Here is an 18,832-nt window from a genome sequence, read left to right as displayed (position 1 = left end):
AAAGCCACTCAATTAAGAATGGCTTTTTGGTATTATATTCAGTACTGTTTACAGATTCCCTAAATAAACAATTTCGGTTCTTCTGTTTTCAGCTCTTCCTGAAGCGGTTTTGTTTGACTTCACCGGTTTTGTAGCGCCAAATCCCTGAGAAGTTAAATTAGCAGGATTTACGCCCTTTTCAATCAAAAGATCCATGATTACTTTTGCTCTGGCTTCTGATAATTTCTGATTGGCTTTTGCATTCCCAACATTATCCGTATGACCGTTAATCGCAAATTTAGCATTTGGATAATTCTTCAATATTTCTTTAATAGCGTCCAGTCTTCCCGATGTTTCTTCTTTTCTGGCAGCATTAAGGGTAGCTTTACCTGTAGTAAAAAAGATCGATTTTGCCTCTACACGCAATTGCTCTAAAGTCGCTTTCGAAACTTCGGGACAACCTTTATTCGCTATCGGACCTGCCAGTAACGGACAATCATCTTCTTTATCATTAAGACCATCTTTGTCTGTATCTAAAATTGGACAGCCTTTGTTTTCAACCAGACCCGGAACATCAATACACGCATCGTCCTTATCCAAAACACCGTCTTTATCAGTATCCGGCCAAGGGCATCCTTTATTTTCAACCGGACCTGCCACTGCAGGGCAGGCATCAACATTGTCTAATAAAGTATCCCCGTCGGTATCTTTCCACGGACAACCTTTATTTTCTGCCGGGCCTTTTGTATCCGGGCAGGCATCGTCTTTATCAAAAACTTTATCGCCGTCTGTATCCGGCCACGGGCAACCGTTATTTTCTGCCGGTCCCGCTACTTTTCTGCAGGCATCCTCTTTGTCGATAACACCGTCTTCGTCTGTATCTTTAAATTTCTTTTCATATACGGGAATCTTCATTCCTACATGGAAATCAGCTCCTTTAGATTCTTTCGAAACTACATTACTAAGAATAGATCCTGAACCTATGAAGAATACTCCCGCACGAATTCCGGAACCCACCTGCATTCCGCTATATTCCATCCAGGTTACCGGTACGTAAAAACTAAACCATCTGCTTTCGTAACGCGGTGTCAGGCTTACACGGTCTGCAATACCATAACCGTTAATTTTATTGGCAGAAACCATATTGATATCTCCATTCAGATTCAGATAGAATTTGTTGTACATGTTCCAGTCCACATCGGCGTGAAGCGCGGTGGGTAAATTGGTCTTTGCTCCTTTCGAAGTAGACGTTTTCGTATAATGCTCGTTTAAAAAGTCGTATATATTATCGATATCGTCTATCATTTGCTGTGTTACAACACCGGTTACATTATAGGTATCCTGTTTTGCATTTCTGTAATCGATAGATCCGATGTCTGTCACCGACAATCCAAAACGGACTTTGTATTTGTTTAAGTCCCTGAAATTATTGTCCGCAGGTGTTGCCCTGCTGATATCATACTGGTCGTAATCAGGTCTCCATTCGTAAACAAGTCCGAAATCCAAACCGAATCCTCTTGAACCGGAATCAAAATCATAGTCTTCTTTGGCTTCAAAATCCTGGCTTGCTCCTATTGTGATTTCTCCGGTGGATGCCAGGACACCTGCCTGGGGATTAGCTGTATTTTCAAGGTAGGTTACCTTAACATCTTTTCCCTGTACATATCCGTTTACACCGCCTTGCAGATACTTGGCTGTTATACCACCTTTCAGGAAATGCTGGTTCTTCTGGTACAAAACAGCAGCATACGAAATTCCAAGTTCACCCCAGGTGTTTGAAGTTCCGTTTACGTTTCCGGCATTGTAGTTAAAATTACCGGATTGATCCAGTCCGTTTTTCACCTGATCAATAAGGTATCCGTTTACATTTCTGACATTGCTTACAGATCTGGCTCTTGTAAATACCGCCAGGGTATGTTTTGGTGCTATGTTGAACATAAAAGAGGGTCCCATGATATCAAAATTGGCACGGCCGTTATTTGCATTAGAGGGAGTTCTTTTCGCATCTCGGTCCAAATCATAACCGTCTTTATACACATCAAAAACATTAACGCCGTACAAATCATTTTGTACCGACCCGCTTACGGAAAAGATATTAATATCTGTTTTAAAACGAGAGTCGGCTATAGAAGCCGGGTTAAAAAGAACACTTTGCACACCGGCATAATTGTCCTGAAAATACCCCAGATAGGATTGGGCTTTTACAGTAAATGAGGCGGTAATAAGTAATAAAATGAGTAATTGTTTTTTCATTCAACAAGGGGGTTTTAGTTTGATTTGCGGCAAAACTACAATAAATGATCCATTAAGATGTTACCGCAACATTGAATTCATGTAACATCTTCTATAAATTATGTAAGATATAAAACCGACCTCTGCTTTATTTTTGTAAAAAACCGTAAATCAAACAACTATGAGCCCGAATATTGGAATTTCTACAAAAAACCTAAAGAAAAGTGCCACAATATTAGCCACGATTTTATCTAACGAAATGACCTTATATGTAAAAACCAGAAAGTTTCACTGGAATATTTCAGGAAACAGTTTTATGGAACTGCATAAATTGTTTGAGGACCAGTACAGAATTTTAGAAAACAACATTGACGAAGTAGCCGAACGCATTAGTCAGTTAGGTGAAAAAACAATAGGAACGATGAAAGAGTTTATCGAAAACTCTACCCTGAAAGAATCACCAAAAGAATACGCATCGCAAAAACATATGCTGCAGGAACTTCTGGAAAACCACGAACAACTGGTTACGGAATTCAGAGATTACATCCCTGCATTTGAGAACGACAATCACGATATAGGTTCTGCCGATTTTATTACCGGTTTATTACAACAGCACGAAAAAATGGCGTGGATCCTGAGACGTTATCAGGTTTAAAGGCGCAAATGTGAATTATAAAACATTCTGGAGAATTGATATAAGAGCGCATCAATGATTAATTTGCAATTTTACAATACTATTAATCATTAAAAAAAAATATCATGAATACTACAGAAATAAAAGGAAACTGGAACGAAATTAAAGGGAAGCTGAAACAAAAATATGCTGATCTTACAGATGATGACCTATTGCATGAAGAAGGAAAAGAAGACGAAATGTACGGAAGACTTCAACAAAAATTAGGTAAGACTAAGGAAGAATTTAAGCAAATGTTATCAGAATTGTAAAACCTTTTTTGACCCAGAGAAAATACCGTCTAAACTTTAAGCTAGACGGTATTTTTTTGGTTAAGTCAGATAACAACTCCGGACCCTCTAAATATTAATTAAATCTATAAGCCCAAAAACCAAGAAAAAATTAATTATCTTTAACCCTATTTTAATCCCTATGAAACTATTTATAAAGTTCGACATCAACACAATTTGTACTCTTTTTTTGAAAGAAAAATTAGAACAGGAAAACATGAATTTTAGCACATTAGGTTTTGGCGAAATTGAATTGGACGAAAACCTTGATGTTGAGGGTCTTGACAATTTAAAAAGTAAACTGGCCCCTTTTGGTTTTGAAGTTGTTGAGAATCAAAAAAGCGTTTTAGTCCAAAAAATTAAGGACGCGATTATCGAACTTGTTTATATGGATGATAACAATAATTTTAAAAGTTCTGTTTTTTTAGCAGAGAAACTAAATCATAGTTATGGGTATTTATCGAATGTTTTTTCGGAAGTAACCTATTCTTCTATTGAAAATTTCATCATTTTGCAGAAAATAGAACGAGCCAAACAATTGATGTTAGTCAATGAGATGAGCCTGACTGAAATTGCTTTTTTACTGAATTACTCCAGTGTTGCCCATTTGAGTACACAGTTTAAAAACACCACCGGAATAACGCCATCGGCTTTCCAGAGGATTATAAAAAAGAGAAGAGAAAATTTAAAATAAAACCTAAATACCACTAAAATCAATGCAAAAAAACGCATTACACATTTTACTCGCTGATGACGATGAGGATGACAGACTTTTTTTTAAAGATGCCTTTGAAGAAGTAAGAGTTCAAACCAAAGTTACATTTGTCCACGATGGTCTTCAACTCATGGAACACCTGATGACACCGGATGTCAAATTACCGGATATTTTATTTCTGGATTTGAATATGCCGAAAAAAACAGGAAAAGAATGTTTGATCGAAATCAAAAAAACCGAGCATCTTAAAAATATAATTATTGCCATCTATTCTACTTCGTCCTCTGAAGAAGATATAGAAGATACCTTTATTGAAGGGGCCAATATTTATATCAAAAAACCAAGTGATTTTAATACCTTGAAAAAAATTATTAATGAAGTCGTTACCTTAAATTGGCACTATCACACATCTGGTCTGAACCGTGATAATTTTTTGTTGCGCCTAAAATAATAACATTGCATGAAATGGGTACCCAGGTTTAATGCTTCAAACTCATTGAGAGTTATTTTTGTTATTGCAGTTTTCATTCTGTTATTTCTTTCCTCAATTGCATACAAACACAACCAGGATCTTAACGAATCCAGTAAGCTTGTCATGCATACGTATGAGATAAATATTCAGTTAGAAAGATTAATGTCTGCGATAAAAGATGCCGAAACAGGACAAAGGGGTTATATCATAACACGCAACAATCGTTTTTTGGCACCTTATACGTATTCACGCGACAAGGTCAACACTTCATTTATTACTTTAAAAAAACTTACGGCAGACAATCCGGTACAACAGCAAAACCTTCGAAGATTATTCAAACTAATCATTCAGCGTTTTACCTCTTTTGAAAACTGCTTTAAATACAGCGATCCCAAAACATATGATAAACGAAAACTCGACAATCATATGTTTGGCGGTCGGATCCTGATGGAAAACATTCGTTTTCAGGTCGACAAGATGAACGATATTGAAAAAAAATATCTCGACAGAAGACTTAAAATTTACGATCAGGAAATTTCCCTAAGCCCGGTATTTTCAATTTCCCTATTTCTCGCCGCCTTACTTTTTATTTTATTGGCTTACAGACAAATCAGCAGGGACATTCAGCGCCTTAAGGTTTTCAATAAAAAACTGCTGATCTCTTCCCGATTAATGTCTGAATCCGAAGCTATTGGTAAATTCAGCACCTGGCAATGGGATCTGGATACCCAGAAAATTGACTATTCCGACAACCAGTATCGTTTACTGGGAGAAAGACCAAATGCCTTTACTCCCGAAAAAGAAACTTTTCTGGATTTTGTACATCCGGATGACAAGGAAGCCATTGCCGCTTCTATGGAAGGTATCCTGACTAAAAAACAACTTCCGTTTATTTATTATAAGGTATTGCGTGCCGATCGTGAAATCAGGTATTTCAAATCAACCGGAAAATTACTGACCGATCAGCAGGGCGGGAATATCTTACTCGGAATCAATTTTGACATTACAGATGAGCATTTGCTGAATATCGAATTGCAGGAACGCAACGATGAATTGGAAAAAAGCAATAAGGAACTGGCTTCTTTCAATCACGTGGCAAGTCACGACCTGCAGGAACCGCTTCGAAAAATCCAGACCTTCATCTCGAGAATTTCTTCGGCCGATAAAGCAGAACTGTCTGACAGCGCAAAAGACTACCTTCATAAAATTGAAGTATCCGCCAAAAGAATGCGCGTTTTAATTGACGACTTACTTTTGTTTTCAAGAACCAATACGACTAAAAAGGAATTCATCAAAACCAATCTGAATGAACTGGCCGAAAATGCCAAATCTGAATTACTGGAAATTATCGATGAGAAAAAAGCAGTGATCACGATTTCCAAATTGCCAAAACTGGCTGTTATACCGTATCAGATCGAACAGCTTTTTATTAACCTGATCGGAAATTCATTAAAGTACAGCCGTCCGGATACCATTCCTGAAATTCATATTGAAAGCGAAAAAGTCAATTCTTCAGATTATCCCGGACTACTGGATCAGAATACCCGAAAATTCCATAAAATCACTTTTACCGATAACGGAATGGGATTTGATCCGCAGTTTAAAGAAACTATTTTTATACTCTTTCAGCGTCTGCATTCCAAAACCGATTATCCCGGAACAGGAATTGGACTGGCCATCTGCAAAAAAATAACCGACAACCACAAGGGCTACATTATAGCAGACAGCACCCCCGATAAAGGCTCGGAATTCACGGTTTTCCTTCCTGAATAAATCCTACAAAAAGACACACCTAAAAACGTTATATAAATCCATTATGGGAATTATATAACGTTTCTTTTTTATGCTGTAAAGTAAAATAATCATTTCGTTAGCATCTTTGTAATGTAATACTTTATGAAGTAATTGATGGAAGCAAAACCCATAGTAAAAACAAAAATTTTGAGAATCTTTTTTTTATTGATCATTATAATATGCACATCCTGCAGAGAAAATAATCCGATAGAAACAACCTTAAAAAATGAAGTTTTTATAAAAAGTGACAAAGAACATAGTGAAGCTTATTTTTTAATTGCGACGGCAAATATCAGTAAGTCCATTATTGCGAAAAGTCAGATTGCCCAACATGAAAGTTCAGAAAGTAAAATTTGGCAAATCAGTAAGAGATTAGAAAATCAACAAAATCTTTTGTTACAGGATGTAATGAAAATGGCCAATAACAGGTTAGTGATTGTTGCAGATATAAATACCGACAGTAAACAGGATTTATATGCACGAATCGATAGAAATGACAACAATTTCAATAAAGCTTACATGAATTCTATTGCAGAATCATTAGCCGGACAAATTAAGTTATTCGAATCGATTTCCAAAGATACAAATGATAAGATGATTTTAAAATTGGTATTACAGTATTTGCCCGAGGATTACCAGCTGCTTAGGGAAGCAGCACAAATTAGAGAACAAATTAATTAAATGCCCGTAATGTCCATTATTAACTAAATTATTTAAAATTATGAAAATTCAATCAAAATTATTATTCGCCGTAACACTTTTTATGACCGCTACATTTGGAGCGCTGCACGCACAAAGTGAAAATGTAACCACAGAATTTGGTGTAAAAGGTGGTTTCAACATGTCAAACCTTTATGATGACAACAACGATCCGGACGACAACAATGTATTATATGGTTTTAATGCCGGTGTATACGCTACATTACCAATATCAGATTATATCGCTATTCAGCCAGAGCTTTTATTTACTACAAAAGGTGCTAAGTTAGAATACAACAATGCTTTCGCAGAAGGAGATGCAAAATTCAAATTAAATTATATAGAACTTCCTTTATTAGTACGTGTAAACGTGACTAAAAACTTTAACATTCAGGCCGGTGGTTATGCTTCTTACCTGGTAAGTTCTAAAGTTACAGGAAGTGGAGATTTCGACTTTAACGAAGATGTAGACACAGACGATCTTAACAAATTTGACGCTGGTCTGTCTGCAGGTCTTGGAGTTGACTTCAGCCCGGTAAGTATTGGTGTACGTTACAACTACGGTTTAACAACTGTTGGTAAAGAAAGAACTGTTGCAGGAACTACTTATACATTTCCGGATGCAAAAAACAGCAATTTAACACTATACTTATCGTATAAATTAAACTAAAAAATAAATTAAAAACTAACCCTAAAATAATAAGACCATGTCAAATTTATTATATACAATCGCAGTAATCCTTGTTATTCTTTGGGCCCTTGGGTTCTTTGTTTACAGCCTTGGAAGTGTAATACACATCTTATTGGTAATTGCAATCATTGCGATCCTTTTCAGACTTATCAAAGGTCGCGATATTTAAATCACATTAAAATCAAATTTATATTAATCCATTAAATCAAATATTATGAAAACTAGTAGCACAATTTTAGGAATTTTAGGAGCCGCAGCGGCGGGAGCATTTTTAGGAGTTTTATTTGCACCGGACAAAGGTTCAAATACAAGAAAAAAAATCTCAGATAAATCTAAAGATTACGGAGATAACCTAAAAACAAAAGTAGACGGAATTATCAGCACTATTACTTCAAACGGTAAAGATATTATCGATGAAGGAAAAGCAAAATTCAACGCTGCAAAAGAAGACTTCAATTCTATTAAAGATGAAGCAAAAACTGTAAAAACGAACTATTAAAAAGTGACTTTTTTAAATCCTAAAATACCTTTATCATGGAAACAAATGCAACAACAAACGAGAACTTAAATCTTTATGAAAAAGCAGAAGACTATACAAAAACGAGTTTAGAATTAATTAAACTCAAAACTATATCAGCTGCGGCAGACGCATTGTCTACCGTTACATCTAGAATTGCGGTTGGAGCTGTTGTTGCATTTTTTACCTTGTTTCTTAATATCGGACTTAGTTTATGGATTGGAAAAGAACTGGGTGAATATTATTACGGTTTTTTTATCATAGCGTTGTTTTACCTGATTGTAGCCATTGTGCTCCATAAAGCACAATACAGTCTTATCAAAACACCTATAGGAAATATGATTATTTCCAGCATTTTAAAAGAAGAAACTAAAAAAGAAATCACTCCTGATTTAAATTAATTAATTAAAAAAAACTGTTATGGAAACTGTTTACAATATTGATACATTAAATCAGAGGATTCAGCTATTGGAAAATCGACAGGACGAAGAATGGTGTGCGATAAAAGAGGAGATCGATGACATAAAGGAAAATCTGAAACCTCTCAATCTTATCAGAAACACCGTCGAAGAAATCAACGAAACCGTTGGCTTTAAAAGCAACCTGGCGCAATCGGCAATGAGTATCGGAATCGGATACCTGGCCAAAAGATTTATAGTCGGAAAAAGCGACTCTATTTTCAAAGGCATACTGGGATCTGTTTTACAGCTCGTCGTTACCAATTTAGTTTCCAAACCACATCATGAGGATTCGAAAGAAGAATCATCACATTATGAATCATCACAAGAGTAAGTGTCTGACTTAAATTTATTTATTATGGAAAAGTTAAGCGAAATAGTATTAAAGAACGGTGTGTACATGTACTCTAACCTATATAAATGTTTTGAATTTACGAGAGTATTTTTAGGTATCTAACTTGCTTTATACGTTTTATAAACAAACGGTTAAACAGTTAATATCCGTCACTATATATTTTTCTTCTGGTTAACTTTAAAGGTACTGAGGTACTAAGACGCTTAGGTTCTAAGGTTTTTAGGTACAGAGGCGCAAAGGTCCAAAGGTACAGAGGTTTTTTAGGAGAAATAAGAAAAAGAGATTGTTTCATTTGAGACAGTCTCTTTTTTATTTTTAAGGGGCTGAGGTTCTGAGTGGCTAAGGTTCTAAGTTTTTTTTTTAGGTTCTGAGTGGCAAAGGGACAGAGGTGCAAAGGGTTTAATAAAAAAAGAGAGATTATTTCAGAAATGAAATAATCTCTCTTTTTTTATTAAGTCGCAGTGGCAGTCTCAGTCTCAGCATCTAAGACTTTGTCCCTTTGAACCTTTGTTCCTTTGCACCTCTGAAGCAAAACCTCAGAACCTTAGCCACTCAGCACCTTAGAACCTCAAATTAAAACACCTCTGAAGCTTCCTTCAGTTTCTCCATATTGTTTACCAACTGTAATTCGGCAACAATTTTCTGGATATCACCATTCATGATGTTTCCTAGATCGTAAAGTGTTAAACCAACGCGGTGATCGGTTACACGACCCTGAGCGTAGTTGTACGTACGGATTTTAGCCGAACGGTCACCCGAACTTACCTGAGAGGTACGTTTGGTAGCATCTTCGGCTTCTTTTTTGGCCAGTTCCTGTTCGTATAGACGGGAACGTAATACGTTCAGTGCTTTATCTTTGTTTTTATGTTGTGATTTCTGATCCTGACATTGCGCCACCAATCCCGTAGGAATGTGCGTTAAACGTACGGCAGATTTCGTTGTATTTACCGATTGCCCTCCAGGTCCTGACGAACAGAAGAAATCGACACGGACATCGTTCATATCAATTTGTACATCAAACTCTTCCGCTTCCGGTAAAACCATTACCGTAGCTGCTGAGGTATGCACACGACCCTGAGTCTCTGTCTGAGGTACACGTTGTACACGATGTACTCCGGCTTCAAACTTCAAAGTTCCGTATACATCCTCACCCGAAACTTCAAAGATTACCTCTTTGAAACCTCCCGAAGTACCTTCGTTCATATCTACCACCGAAGTTCTCCAACCCTGGTTTTCGCAATATTTGGTATACATTCTGAAAAGATCTCCTGCAAAGATACTGGCTTCATCCCCACCCGTTCCGGCGCGAATCTCAACCATTACGTTTTTGGCATCTTCAGGATCTTTTGGGATCAGCATAAACTTGATTTCTTCCTCAAGTTCCGGCAATCTTTCTTTTGCTTCATCCAGCTGCATTTTGGCCATTTCGGTCATGTCCGGATCACTTCCGTCTGCAATAATTTCGTTTGCCTCATCTATATTAGCCATCAAAAGCACGTATTCATCGCGCTTTTCAGCCAATGCTTTCAGGTTTTTGTACTCTTGATTCAATTGTACATAACGTTTCTGATCCGAAATAACATCCGGCTGGATAATTAAGTCCGAAATCTCGTCGAAACGTTGTTTTACTATTTGAAGTCTATCTAACATTTTCTAATTCCTTTTATTGGAGTGCAAATTTACGAAATTTTTGTTTAAAATTCTAGTATTGATTTTTTGTGTTTTTAGGAGCTGTTTCCCGGTTGAAGAGATATGCTATTAAAATTTTAAAAAAGTTACATTCTGTTTGCCCGACCATCAATTTTTGTTCCCTACAAAAAAACATATCGGTACTTGTACAAAAAAGCACAACAAAAACCACAACACACTACAAAACAGCGTATTAAGGCAAAATAAAATATTAAAAAATGTAAATTATATACAATTTTTCTTATTTTTGAAATTCAAATTTAAGCCAGAAAGAACCTACAATCCAATTTTACGCCTTATCTTTTTTAATTAGTCGCGCGTAGACTAAGTACTATTAAACTTACACGATATTTCATAATTACAAATTATTATAAGGCGGAATCCGAAAAGCCTATTGATAATAGAGTAGGAAAATCTTAAATTATTTATTATGAATTACAAAGAAGGTATTAAAAGTATTGATCTGTACAAATCAAGAGCTGAGGTCTCACAGCAAAGAGAAATTGAAAAGTACCGTCGTTTTCATGAATCACTTTTGGGGGTTCCTTCAGAAGAGCTGTCGAATAAGATTGCCGAATTTGAAGAAAAGCAACTAAATGCTATTCAGGAATCTGAAGAAACTCCTGAAAATCCGTGGTATGGCGGTGGTGTTGCCGTAACATTTGGAGTGGTCTATGGCCGTTTTGATGCTAAAATTACATTCATGGACGGCGACTACCAATTTGAAACCAGTTTTTGGGGATTTGGCGCTGCAGGGGTAACTGCCGGAGGTGGTGGTCCATGGGGTACGTACTGGAATTCTCCCGGGGATCTTGAAATGAGTTTCGAAGTTTTTAGCGGCTCATACGGAGCTGGACTTCTTCAGGTATTCTGGATGTACAACGGAAGTATTGTAGGGAGTTTTATTGGCCCTGCCATTGGTGGAGGAGGTGTTGTTGGTGGCGGAAAAGGAAAATGGAAAAAAATATAAAACACCTCAAAACAAACCAATCTCACCTAAATTAAAGCATAGTTAATGCAAACTGCTCAAAGTTGAAAGATATTTTGGGCAGTTTTTTTATGAGCTTCTTTCTGCTATCCGCTATATCATTTTAGGCGGAATATTTTGTTTATAATTTAGATGTTTTTGGTTGCCTAAAGGATGCCGCTGCTATCAGGGTTAGGGCTTTTGGGTTTTTAATGGGCTTTTATGGATTTCCGTAAAAGCATTTGATTAAAGAGATTTACTTTTAGCAAAAAGTATTCTACATAAAATCAGGTGTTTTTACGTGGTGGTTAGTTTAGATTAAAGACGATGTTTGTTTACTAAAATTATATAAAACCTTTAAAATAATTAAATAGTATGGAAATTAAATTCAACATTACTACAGAAGTAAGCGAAGAAAATTTATTAAAATCAATACTTCATTGTAATGATGCAGAATTAAACGATAAATTAAATAAGGTTGCTCAGGCTTCTTTTGAAGAATATCGTAAAATGATTCTTGGTCAAAAAGTTTTCACTCGTGGCCGAGACATAATGGAATTTCGACTTTTTATTTTTATAAAATATTTTTTCAGCGGTAAGATTCCGGATGAACAAAAAATATGCGATTTATTTCAAGTTACAGCAACTGAAAGTAGGGCTCTTATAAAATCAATTATGTCGAAATATCAATATGATCTTAAAGAAACTATAACAAGCTCTGTAAAAGAAGAAGTCCAAAGTATAACAAAAATGGCTAATGGTAATGATTATAAAATATCAATCCAAAATCAATATTTTAAAGATGAACTAAATAGGATACTTGGAAGTATAGATACAAGTTTACCGATAATTGAAAAAGAGAGAGGAACAATTTCAACCTATGTTATCAAAACTTCGTCTTATTTAAAACTTTGTCAGCATTTTAATGTTCAACCAATCTTATAAAAAATGTCAGATTTAATATCCGCAAGCAGTTTACTCTTGGCAATATTGACAACCTTATTTGGTACATATTACTCGTCAATTAATGAAATACTCAATTTGGAGCCAAATAATTTTAAAGACGATGACAAGGCTAACTATGCTATGGCAAAGATCATATTAAAAACTAAGCTCATTCCTTTATTATTGTCATCAATATTTTTAACTGCTATATTTATTCCAAAAGCCATAGAATTAGTAATTACCAGCTATAATAACGTTAGTACTGTCAAATTTGAAAAAATTAAATATGATACCATATCAACGTCATATATCGCAGTAACAATTTTTATGATTTCTCTCACAATAAATATTATAATTATTGCTTCCAAATTTTATAGAAAAATGAAAAGTATTAACCCTAATAGAAATTGATATATCACTCAAGGTCTCACCACTTCGTACTCGTTTCAGTAACCAGCTCTCCGAAGTGTTCCTTATAAAAAGTAACGATCGCTGTGCGAAGTCGGGAGACTTCGCACCCACTCCAATAAGCCACAAAGAAAAGTAAAAACTATTCTATAGGAATATAGCAACGGTTACGAAGTCGGGAGACTTCGCACAGCAGAGGAAAAATCACTTTTACAACTTCAAAGAGTTATCTGAATAAGTATTTTCTTTGTATTTTGTTGAGAATTTAATTCTTTGCAAACGCATTTCAATAATTGCAAGTTCCATCATTGTCATATTTAATCTATATTTATTAACATTTTTAACTTCATAAATCATTTCAATTAATTTATACAAAATTTCATTCTCAATTCTCAATTCATCTCTAAACTTAGTTAACTGTCTAAATAAGTTCATGTACAAAAGAGTAAAAATTATAATTAGAAAACTAATAATTCCTAACAAATAAGTTTGATTAAATTTATAAATATCAAAAGATAACAATAGTCCTGATATAGCAATAGTTGCTGTCAAAAGAACTATAAATGTTTTATAAGTATTAATCTTTTCAGAATAAAATTTTGCACTAGCAGAACTTTTTTCCGCGATTTCAACTAAATCATAAAGCTCATTTTGTTTATGTTTTTCTAAATCCATATTTTAAGAATTAAATTCAGCAATTTCATTAACAAAATTAAGTGTTAATGCCTTAACATTTTCTATCCCTCCAATGTTTGTTTTTACAATTTCCTCATTCCATTGTAAATCAGACTGCCAAGATGATATTGGTATAACTTTACATTTTATATTTAGTTTACCAATATGGTTTAAAGTCTCTTCCAAAAGTTTTGCAAATGGACTATTATTCCCTAAATTATAATATTTTTCAGCATCATCTATTTTATCAAAATATAAGTCAACTTTATTAACAGCAATTATTATCCACTTGGGACCTTTCCTCTTAACATAAGTTTCCTTTATTAATTTTAAAACTTCTGCAAAATCCTCAAGTTCTATGTTAAGATTAAATTCACGTAACTTCTCGATAGTATCAATTTGTTCCTCATCAATCATCGTTTTTTTAACAACACTATCACGAGGATCGGTATATCCCCAATCGACTACATAAATAATTCCATCTGGGACTTGTTCCGCTTCAAATATACTTCCGAGAGCAGCAATTCGCTCTCTTGTTCCTTGTCCCGGAATGACTCTAACTATTTCTGCCCAATTACCTAGAGATATTGCTTTTGTCTCCACATCTTTTGAGGTTCTAGGTAAATCATATCCTAAATTAGTAGTTTCACCATATAAATGTGAACAAAATAAAGATTTTCCAACTGCTGGCCTACCTAAAATCACTATATCTGTATTTCCTGAATTACAATATACTTGAAATTTCTTCCACAACTTTTGTATCAGTACTCTATTTTTATAAATATTAATAGGTAACTTTAAAACCGTTGGCAATAATTCGCTCCAATTCATTCTTTAGTTTTTTTTCAAATATACTTAAATTGCTTATTAAAAAACAATATTAACATGTATATGAAAAATAGTGAGTGCTTTTTTATTTGCAAAGCTCCTCGCGAGTGCGAGCCATAGTTCTTCGAAGTGTTCCTTCTTAAAAGTCGCGATCGCTGTACAAAGTCTCCCGACTTCGCACAGCAGATTTTTAAAAAAAAATGTGCAAAAGTCAAAACAGACATTTGCACATTTTTTATAAAAGACTCATTTGAGTATTATTTCCCTTTCAGTAATTCCACCTTTTCTCTTTCGGCCTGAACCAATTCTTTTTCAGCCAGAACCAAACGCTCGTACAATTCAACGACTTTATCAAGAGGATTGAAAGTACATTCATTATTATATGTACCATTTCCGAAACTACTACCTGAAACAGTTTCATTAAAAGTGTTGAAATAATTAAACACCCCTTCTTCCGAAAAGTTTTTAATAGCCTCTACAGTTACACCAAGAGCCTTTGCTACTTCAACAAGTTTGCTTTCCTCTACAGTTTCACTAGCTTCAAGATTAGAAACCGTCTGCTGGGTTACGCCAATTGCCATAGCCAAAGCTTCCTGTTTCATGCCTTTTAGTTCTCTGATCCGGGTTATATTTCTTCCGATGTGTTTTGGTTTTGCTGCTGTGCTCATAAATCAAAGGTATTAAAATTCTTAAAGTAAAAATAGGTTTTTGTAAAAAACAAAGTCCATTTGTTGCATACAAACCTAAATATTTTTATATCATGCAATCTCTGGCTTACTTGCCGTTAATTAAACAAAAGTAAGATTTTTATATCAAATTAATTTAAAAGTATAAGCCATGAAAGACAAAAGTAATGAACCAATCTTCCATTTTTTGGAGCTGGCAGAGCAAATGAACTATTTTACAAAGCTGCAACCGGATGCTAAAAATACTAATTCCTTTAAGACCGATTTAGAAATTACAAGTTACAGCGAGTTAAGCCATAGTATTTCTTCTCTGCTGAGAACCAGTATTTCGATTCTTAAAAACGATCCCTCGGAAGTGGGCATAGAAGTTATGCTGCTAATAGAAATTGCATATAAATTGCTACCCCATGACGAAATGGAATTGTTAGATGAATTGTATCCCTTAATAAAGCAAAGTTAAAAAACCATCGCTCTACGAAGTGTTCTTTATGAAAGCTACGCAAATGTCCACCTCTGTATGAAATCTCCCGACTTCGTACCCACTCCAATAAGCCACAAAGAAAAGTAAAAACTATTCTAAACGGAATATAGCAACGGGTACAAAGTCCGGAGACTTCGCACAGCAAAAGACTTTACAAGGCAGATTTGAGCATAAAATACCTAAAAGACAAAGCTATCGTTTGAAATTAGGCAACTGCACATTCCATATTGTTTTCTTCCATGATCTGCATATCCATTATTTTTTGAGCGACAGTTCCTCTTTCGAATAATCGAATGAACTTGAAAACGGCACTCACAAAATATCCGGGGTTTGACACTAATCGGGCAATTTCTGTGATTCGTTGATCTCTTAGCTGTATACAGGCTTCTATTTGATTTTCGGGAACGGCCACAAATTCATTGGCGAATTTCCATGCACCATCTCTTGCGGTTTGCATGCTAAAATCAATAAAGAAGGTGTCCATTTTACCGGTCCATTTTAGTATCATAGTGAGCGTTGGCCAAATTTTGATTAAGCATTTTTCGACACCGCCTACCAAATTGCTCAGAATGGCGTTTATCTGATCGAAATCGGATTTTAAATCCCCGATATCTTCTACCGTGCTGACTTGGGCTGAAGCGATTCCTAAATCAAGATTTACATGTGCATTAATTCCCAACAGTAAATGCTGCAGCACTATGGGCCAAAATTTTTCTGCCTCTTCAAAAGCAAATCCCCAACATTCAGATGGTTTTTCTTTGGCCTGATATTGATAATACGCTTTTAAATACCGATTGGCAAAAATGACATCCAGTTTTTCCATTCGTTCACCATTCTGAAAAGAACCATCGCGAATACCTTCCTTTACTTTTACAGTAACTTCACGGTATAAAATCGCAAACAAACCTATAGCGCTTTGCTCTAGTTTTGATTTTTCTATTATTTCATCCAGTAACTGAATTACTTCGGCTATAGTCGCTGCTTGTTTTATACTCATTTATAGTGGTTTATAGTTAAATTAAGAAGAACGAATATAATTATTTTAATCTTTTGATGAGTGTTTTTTGAAGCAATTATCTTGTTATTTTTTTTATTTTAATTCTTATAGAAACTTTAGATGCGAGGAGACTCCGGGCTGCCTGAAATGTTTTTTTCTTAATAAAGAGAATTAAAACCATTCTAAACGGAATATAGTGGCGGGTACGAAGTCGGGAGACTTCGCACAGCAGGCTATTGAAACTTCTAAAACTGAAATTGGATTCTGAAAACTAGCCCTGCAAAAAATCATGCATTTTTTTTTATATTTACAGAAAACAAAAAAATGATGACATTAATTGCAATTTTCTTTCCCTGTGTTTCTTTCTTTTTGAGAGGAAAAATAGTAACTTCAATTATTTGTCTAATCTTGCAAATAACTTTAATTGGCTGGATTCCTGCAGCAATTTGGGCCGTTATTTCTTTACAAAATTCAAGAGCTGATAAACGAAATAAAAAACTAATAAAAGCGATAAAAACCAAATCTTAAAAAAACAAAGAATATCGTCAGCTCTCCGAAGTGTTCCTTCTTAAAATATCACGATCGCTGTACGAAGTCTCCCGACTTCGTACCGACTCCAATAAGCCACAAGGAAAATTAAAAACTATTCTATACGGAATATAGCAACGGGTAAGAAGTCTGGAGACTTCGCACAGCAGAGACAATCTGAATAAAATAAAATATACAAATGAAATTCTATCACCTATTACTATTTCTATTATTCATGAGTTGTAATACTAAAACGAACAATAATATTTTTGTTTCTAAATTGGGATATACAATTGTCTTACCAGAAAACTGGGCTGAATACGAAGATGAGAAAAATACAAATGCTTTTTTTGACACAACAGGCTGGACAGGAAATCTAAGAATAACTCCCATCAAAACTGATACAAAAAAAATCGCTGAATTATTTGAATCAGAAGTAAAAGCTTTAAAAGGAAGAGCAGAAAAATTTAAAACTCAAAATAGATTTGAAGGTGTAAAATATTCTGAAGCAGAGAAAGAAAACTTTATGTATTACTGGTACTTAATTGTAAAGGACAAAATATTTATTTGTTCATTTACAATTAATTTGACAGAGAAAGAAACTCAAAAAAATAAAATGGAATTAATAAAAGTCAATAAAATAATAGATTCAATACAACCGGAATAAACAGATTTATAAGTTATTAGCGAAAAAAACTTTTTACATCAAACTTTAGACATAAAATAAAAATGCAAAAGAAACAGAGACATGGATGTTTAACGGCTTGGTTAACTTATTTAATAATGGCTTATTCATTTAGCACGCTTTTTTATTTCTTTAAAACTGATGAAATGTCTAAGATTGCTCAATATCAAATTTCAGAAGATATGATGTTAATCCATAGCTCACTTGGATTATTAGGTATCATATTCTCCATAATGCTTTTTAGATGGGTGAAATTAGGATTTTGGGGTATTTTAACTATTAGTGTAATATTATTTGTACTACAATTACTAAATAGTAATAGAATTATGTCGCCAATTTTCATTGTGATTTGCTTGATAATCCTATTTTCATTATTACAATTGAAAAAAGCTAATGTGAGCGGTTGGAATAATTTAGAATAAAATCTCCAGCCTTAAAAGTACTACAATACAACAAGCCACAAAGAAAATTAAAAACTATTCTATACGGAATATAGCAACGGGTACGAAGTTGGGACACTTCACACAGCAGAGACAATCATTCCCCAATTGGACAATAATTCAATAGAAAAACGCTATACAAAACAACTTTCCTTTTTTTCTTTTCGGTGAGGTCAATGATATAGAACGTTTGTGATCGGGATAATAATTCGCAAACAATATATTCTTCTGTAAAATTTTTGAGAAAGTCTAAATCAATTATATCTTTTTGATGTTTTTTTAAAAAGGATTTGTTTTCAATTCTGGTATCAATTCTTAAAGAACCTTTTTCACTCATTGAATTTTTACGATCTGGTTTACTAAATAGTAATTGTTCAGTTCGATTTTCTTTTTTCGAATTTAAAGACAAGGTATATTCTCTGAAATTATCAGAATATATCTTTTTTTCCAGATTTTTTCCTTTTGTAAATGCCACATAAACCGTATCAAGCGTTTTTATGTGATTAATATCCTGACAAAAAGCAAAACTGGAAATAAAAAATAAAATGATTATGGTTTTCATATTAATTTATTATAGCTTATACTCAATATGTTTTTCAGTAAATTATTTTTTTTAATTATCGCCAGT

Annotated in this window: 25 protein-coding genes; 18 read left to right on the top strand and 7 right to left on the bottom strand. The window is 34.4% G+C overall.

Translation table 11 applies throughout. The features are described 5' to 3' along the window. Positions 1-48 precede the first annotated feature (48 nt). On the bottom strand, positions 49-2,232 hold the full coding sequence (locus LPB89_RS12675) for a DUF5723 family protein (protein ID WP_230702153.1): 2,184 nt from the start codon (positions 2,230-2,232) through the stop codon (positions 49-51). 160 nt (positions 2,233-2,392) lie between these two features. Here LPB89_RS12675 and LPB89_RS12670 point away from each other — a divergent pair, with 160 nt between their 5' ends. From LPB89_RS12670 to LPB89_RS12620, 11 genes are all read left to right on the top strand, one after another. Next, positions 2,393-2,866 (top strand): Dps family protein, encoded by a 474-nt coding sequence (locus tag LPB89_RS12670; protein ID WP_127336994.1) that lies wholly within the window; start codon positions 2,393-2,395, stop codon positions 2,864-2,866. 104 nt (positions 2,867-2,970) lie between these two features. After that, positions 2,971-3,156, top strand: a complete 186-nt coding sequence (locus LPB89_RS12665) for a CsbD family protein (RefSeq protein ID WP_230702152.1) — start codon at positions 2,971-2,973, stop codon at positions 3,154-3,156. A gap of 160 nt (positions 3,157-3,316) precedes the next feature. Further along, entirely contained in the window at positions 3,317-3,868 is a 552-nt protein-coding gene (locus LPB89_RS12660; RefSeq protein ID WP_127336992.1) for an AraC family transcriptional regulator, read from the top strand. A 22-nt stretch (positions 3,869-3,890) separates the two neighbouring features. After that, positions 3,891-4,340 (top strand): response regulator, encoded by a 450-nt coding sequence (locus LPB89_RS12655; RefSeq protein ID WP_230702151.1) that lies wholly within the window; start codon positions 3,891-3,893, stop codon positions 4,338-4,340. Positions 4,341-4,349: 9 nt separating this feature from the next. Beyond that, positions 4,350-6,134, top strand: coding sequence for a CHASE3 domain-containing protein (locus LPB89_RS12650; RefSeq protein ID WP_230702150.1), 1,785 nt, complete (start codon positions 4,350-4,352; stop codon positions 6,132-6,134). A 135-nt stretch (positions 6,135-6,269) separates the two neighbouring features. Continuing rightward, positions 6,270-6,836 carry a DUF4142 domain-containing protein gene (locus tag LPB89_RS12645; RefSeq protein ID WP_230702373.1) on the top strand — a complete coding sequence of 189 codons (567 nt, stop codon included), beginning with the start codon at positions 6,270-6,272 and terminating at the stop codon, positions 6,834-6,836. A gap of 40 nt (positions 6,837-6,876) precedes the next feature. Next, positions 6,877-7,524 carry a porin family protein gene (locus tag LPB89_RS12640; RefSeq protein WP_230702149.1) on the top strand — a complete coding sequence of 216 codons (648 nt, stop codon included), beginning with the start codon at positions 6,877-6,879 and terminating at the stop codon, positions 7,522-7,524. 37 nt (positions 7,525-7,561) lie between these two features. Next, entirely contained in the window at positions 7,562-7,714 is a 153-nt protein-coding gene (locus tag LPB89_RS12635) for a lmo0937 family membrane protein (RefSeq protein WP_230702148.1), read from the top strand. Positions 7,715-7,759: 45 nt separating this feature from the next. Then, the gene (locus tag LPB89_RS12630; RefSeq protein ID WP_230702147.1) at positions 7,760-8,044 is read left to right on the top strand and encodes a YtxH domain-containing protein; all 285 of its coding nucleotides are present in this window, start codon (positions 7,760-7,762) and stop codon (positions 8,042-8,044) included. A 35-nt stretch (positions 8,045-8,079) separates the two neighbouring features. Beyond that, positions 8,080-8,463, top strand: coding sequence for a hypothetical protein (locus LPB89_RS12625; protein WP_230702146.1), 384 nt, complete (start codon positions 8,080-8,082; stop codon positions 8,461-8,463). 19 nt (positions 8,464-8,482) lie between these two features. Then, a complete protein-coding gene (locus LPB89_RS12620; protein ID WP_230702145.1) occupies positions 8,483-8,854 on the top strand; it encodes a hypothetical protein in 372 nt (123 codons plus the stop codon). Positions 8,855-9,448: 594 nt separating this feature from the next. Here the strand turns inward: LPB89_RS12620 and prfA are convergent. Then, entirely contained in the window at positions 9,449-10,525 is a 1,077-nt protein-coding gene (gene prfA, locus LPB89_RS12615; protein ID WP_230702144.1) for a peptide chain release factor 1, read from the bottom strand. A gap of 469 nt (positions 10,526-10,994) precedes the next feature. Between prfA and LPB89_RS12610 the strand changes: the two genes are divergently transcribed. The 3 genes from LPB89_RS12610 (at position 10,995) to LPB89_RS12600 (ending at position 12,887) form a co-directional block, all read left to right on the top strand. Next, a complete protein-coding gene (locus LPB89_RS12610) occupies positions 10,995-11,534 on the top strand; it encodes a hypothetical protein (RefSeq protein WP_230702143.1) in 540 nt (179 codons plus the stop codon). A gap of 372 nt (positions 11,535-11,906) precedes the next feature. Continuing rightward, complete coding sequence (locus LPB89_RS12605; protein WP_230702142.1) at positions 11,907-12,476, top strand: hypothetical protein; 570 nt, start codon at positions 11,907-11,909, stop codon at positions 12,474-12,476. Between the two features lie 3 nt (positions 12,477-12,479). Next, on the top strand, positions 12,480-12,887 hold the full coding sequence (locus LPB89_RS12600) for a hypothetical protein (RefSeq protein ID WP_230702141.1): 408 nt from the start codon (positions 12,480-12,482) through the stop codon (positions 12,885-12,887). A gap of 207 nt (positions 12,888-13,094) precedes the next feature. Here LPB89_RS12600 and LPB89_RS12595 read toward each other — a convergent pair whose 3' ends face one another. The 3 genes from LPB89_RS12595 to LPB89_RS12585 form a co-directional block, all read right to left on the bottom strand. Continuing rightward, entirely contained in the window at positions 13,095-13,559 is a 465-nt protein-coding gene (locus LPB89_RS12595; protein WP_230702140.1) for a hypothetical protein, read from the bottom strand. Positions 13,560-13,562: 3 nt separating this feature from the next. After that, complete coding sequence (locus LPB89_RS12590) at positions 13,563-14,390, bottom strand: GTPase domain-containing protein (RefSeq protein WP_230702139.1); 828 nt, start codon at positions 14,388-14,390, stop codon at positions 13,563-13,565. A gap of 254 nt (positions 14,391-14,644) precedes the next feature. After that, on the bottom strand, positions 14,645-15,055 hold the full coding sequence (locus LPB89_RS12585) for a helix-turn-helix domain-containing protein (protein ID WP_230702138.1): 411 nt from the start codon (positions 15,053-15,055) through the stop codon (positions 14,645-14,647). A gap of 169 nt (positions 15,056-15,224) precedes the next feature. Between LPB89_RS12585 and LPB89_RS12580 the strand changes: the two genes are divergently transcribed. Beyond that, the gene (locus LPB89_RS12580) at positions 15,225-15,533 is read left to right on the top strand and encodes a hypothetical protein (RefSeq protein WP_230702137.1); all 309 of its coding nucleotides are present in this window, start codon (positions 15,225-15,227) and stop codon (positions 15,531-15,533) included. Between the two features lie 226 nt (positions 15,534-15,759). Here the strand turns inward: LPB89_RS12580 and LPB89_RS12575 are convergent, their stop codons facing one another. Next, positions 15,760-16,551 (bottom strand): DUF5995 family protein, encoded by a 792-nt coding sequence (locus tag LPB89_RS12575; protein WP_230702136.1) that lies wholly within the window; start codon positions 16,549-16,551, stop codon positions 15,760-15,762. Between the two features lie 324 nt (positions 16,552-16,875). Here LPB89_RS12575 and LPB89_RS12570 point away from each other — a divergent pair, with 324 nt between their 5' ends. The 3 genes from LPB89_RS12570 to LPB89_RS12560 all read left to right on the top strand — a co-directional run bounded on the left by LPB89_RS12570 (position 16,876) and on the right by LPB89_RS12560 (position 18,186). After that, positions 16,876-17,079 carry a YqaE/Pmp3 family membrane protein gene (locus LPB89_RS12570; protein WP_370635514.1) on the top strand — a complete coding sequence of 68 codons (204 nt, stop codon included), beginning with the start codon at positions 16,876-16,878 and terminating at the stop codon, positions 17,077-17,079. A gap of 280 nt (positions 17,080-17,359) precedes the next feature. After that, positions 17,360-17,746, top strand: coding sequence for a DUF3805 domain-containing protein (locus LPB89_RS12565; protein WP_230702135.1), 387 nt, complete (start codon positions 17,360-17,362; stop codon positions 17,744-17,746). Positions 17,747-17,808: 62 nt separating this feature from the next. Next, a complete protein-coding gene (locus LPB89_RS12560; RefSeq protein ID WP_230702134.1) occupies positions 17,809-18,186 on the top strand; it encodes a hypothetical protein in 378 nt (125 codons plus the stop codon). A 115-nt stretch (positions 18,187-18,301) separates the two neighbouring features. On the opposite strand, the gene LPB89_RS12555 is transcribed toward LPB89_RS12560, so the two are convergent. After that, positions 18,302-18,679 carry a hypothetical protein gene (locus tag LPB89_RS12555; protein ID WP_230702133.1) on the bottom strand — a complete coding sequence of 126 codons (378 nt, stop codon included), beginning with the start codon at positions 18,677-18,679 and terminating at the stop codon, positions 18,302-18,304. Positions 18,680-18,832: the final 153 nt, after the last annotated feature.

Source organism: Flavobacterium sp. ENC (assembly GCF_020991415.1).
Taxonomy (GTDB): domain Bacteria; phylum Bacteroidota; class Bacteroidia; order Flavobacteriales; family Flavobacteriaceae; genus Flavobacterium.
This window is presented reverse-complemented; position numbering and strand designations above follow the sequence as displayed.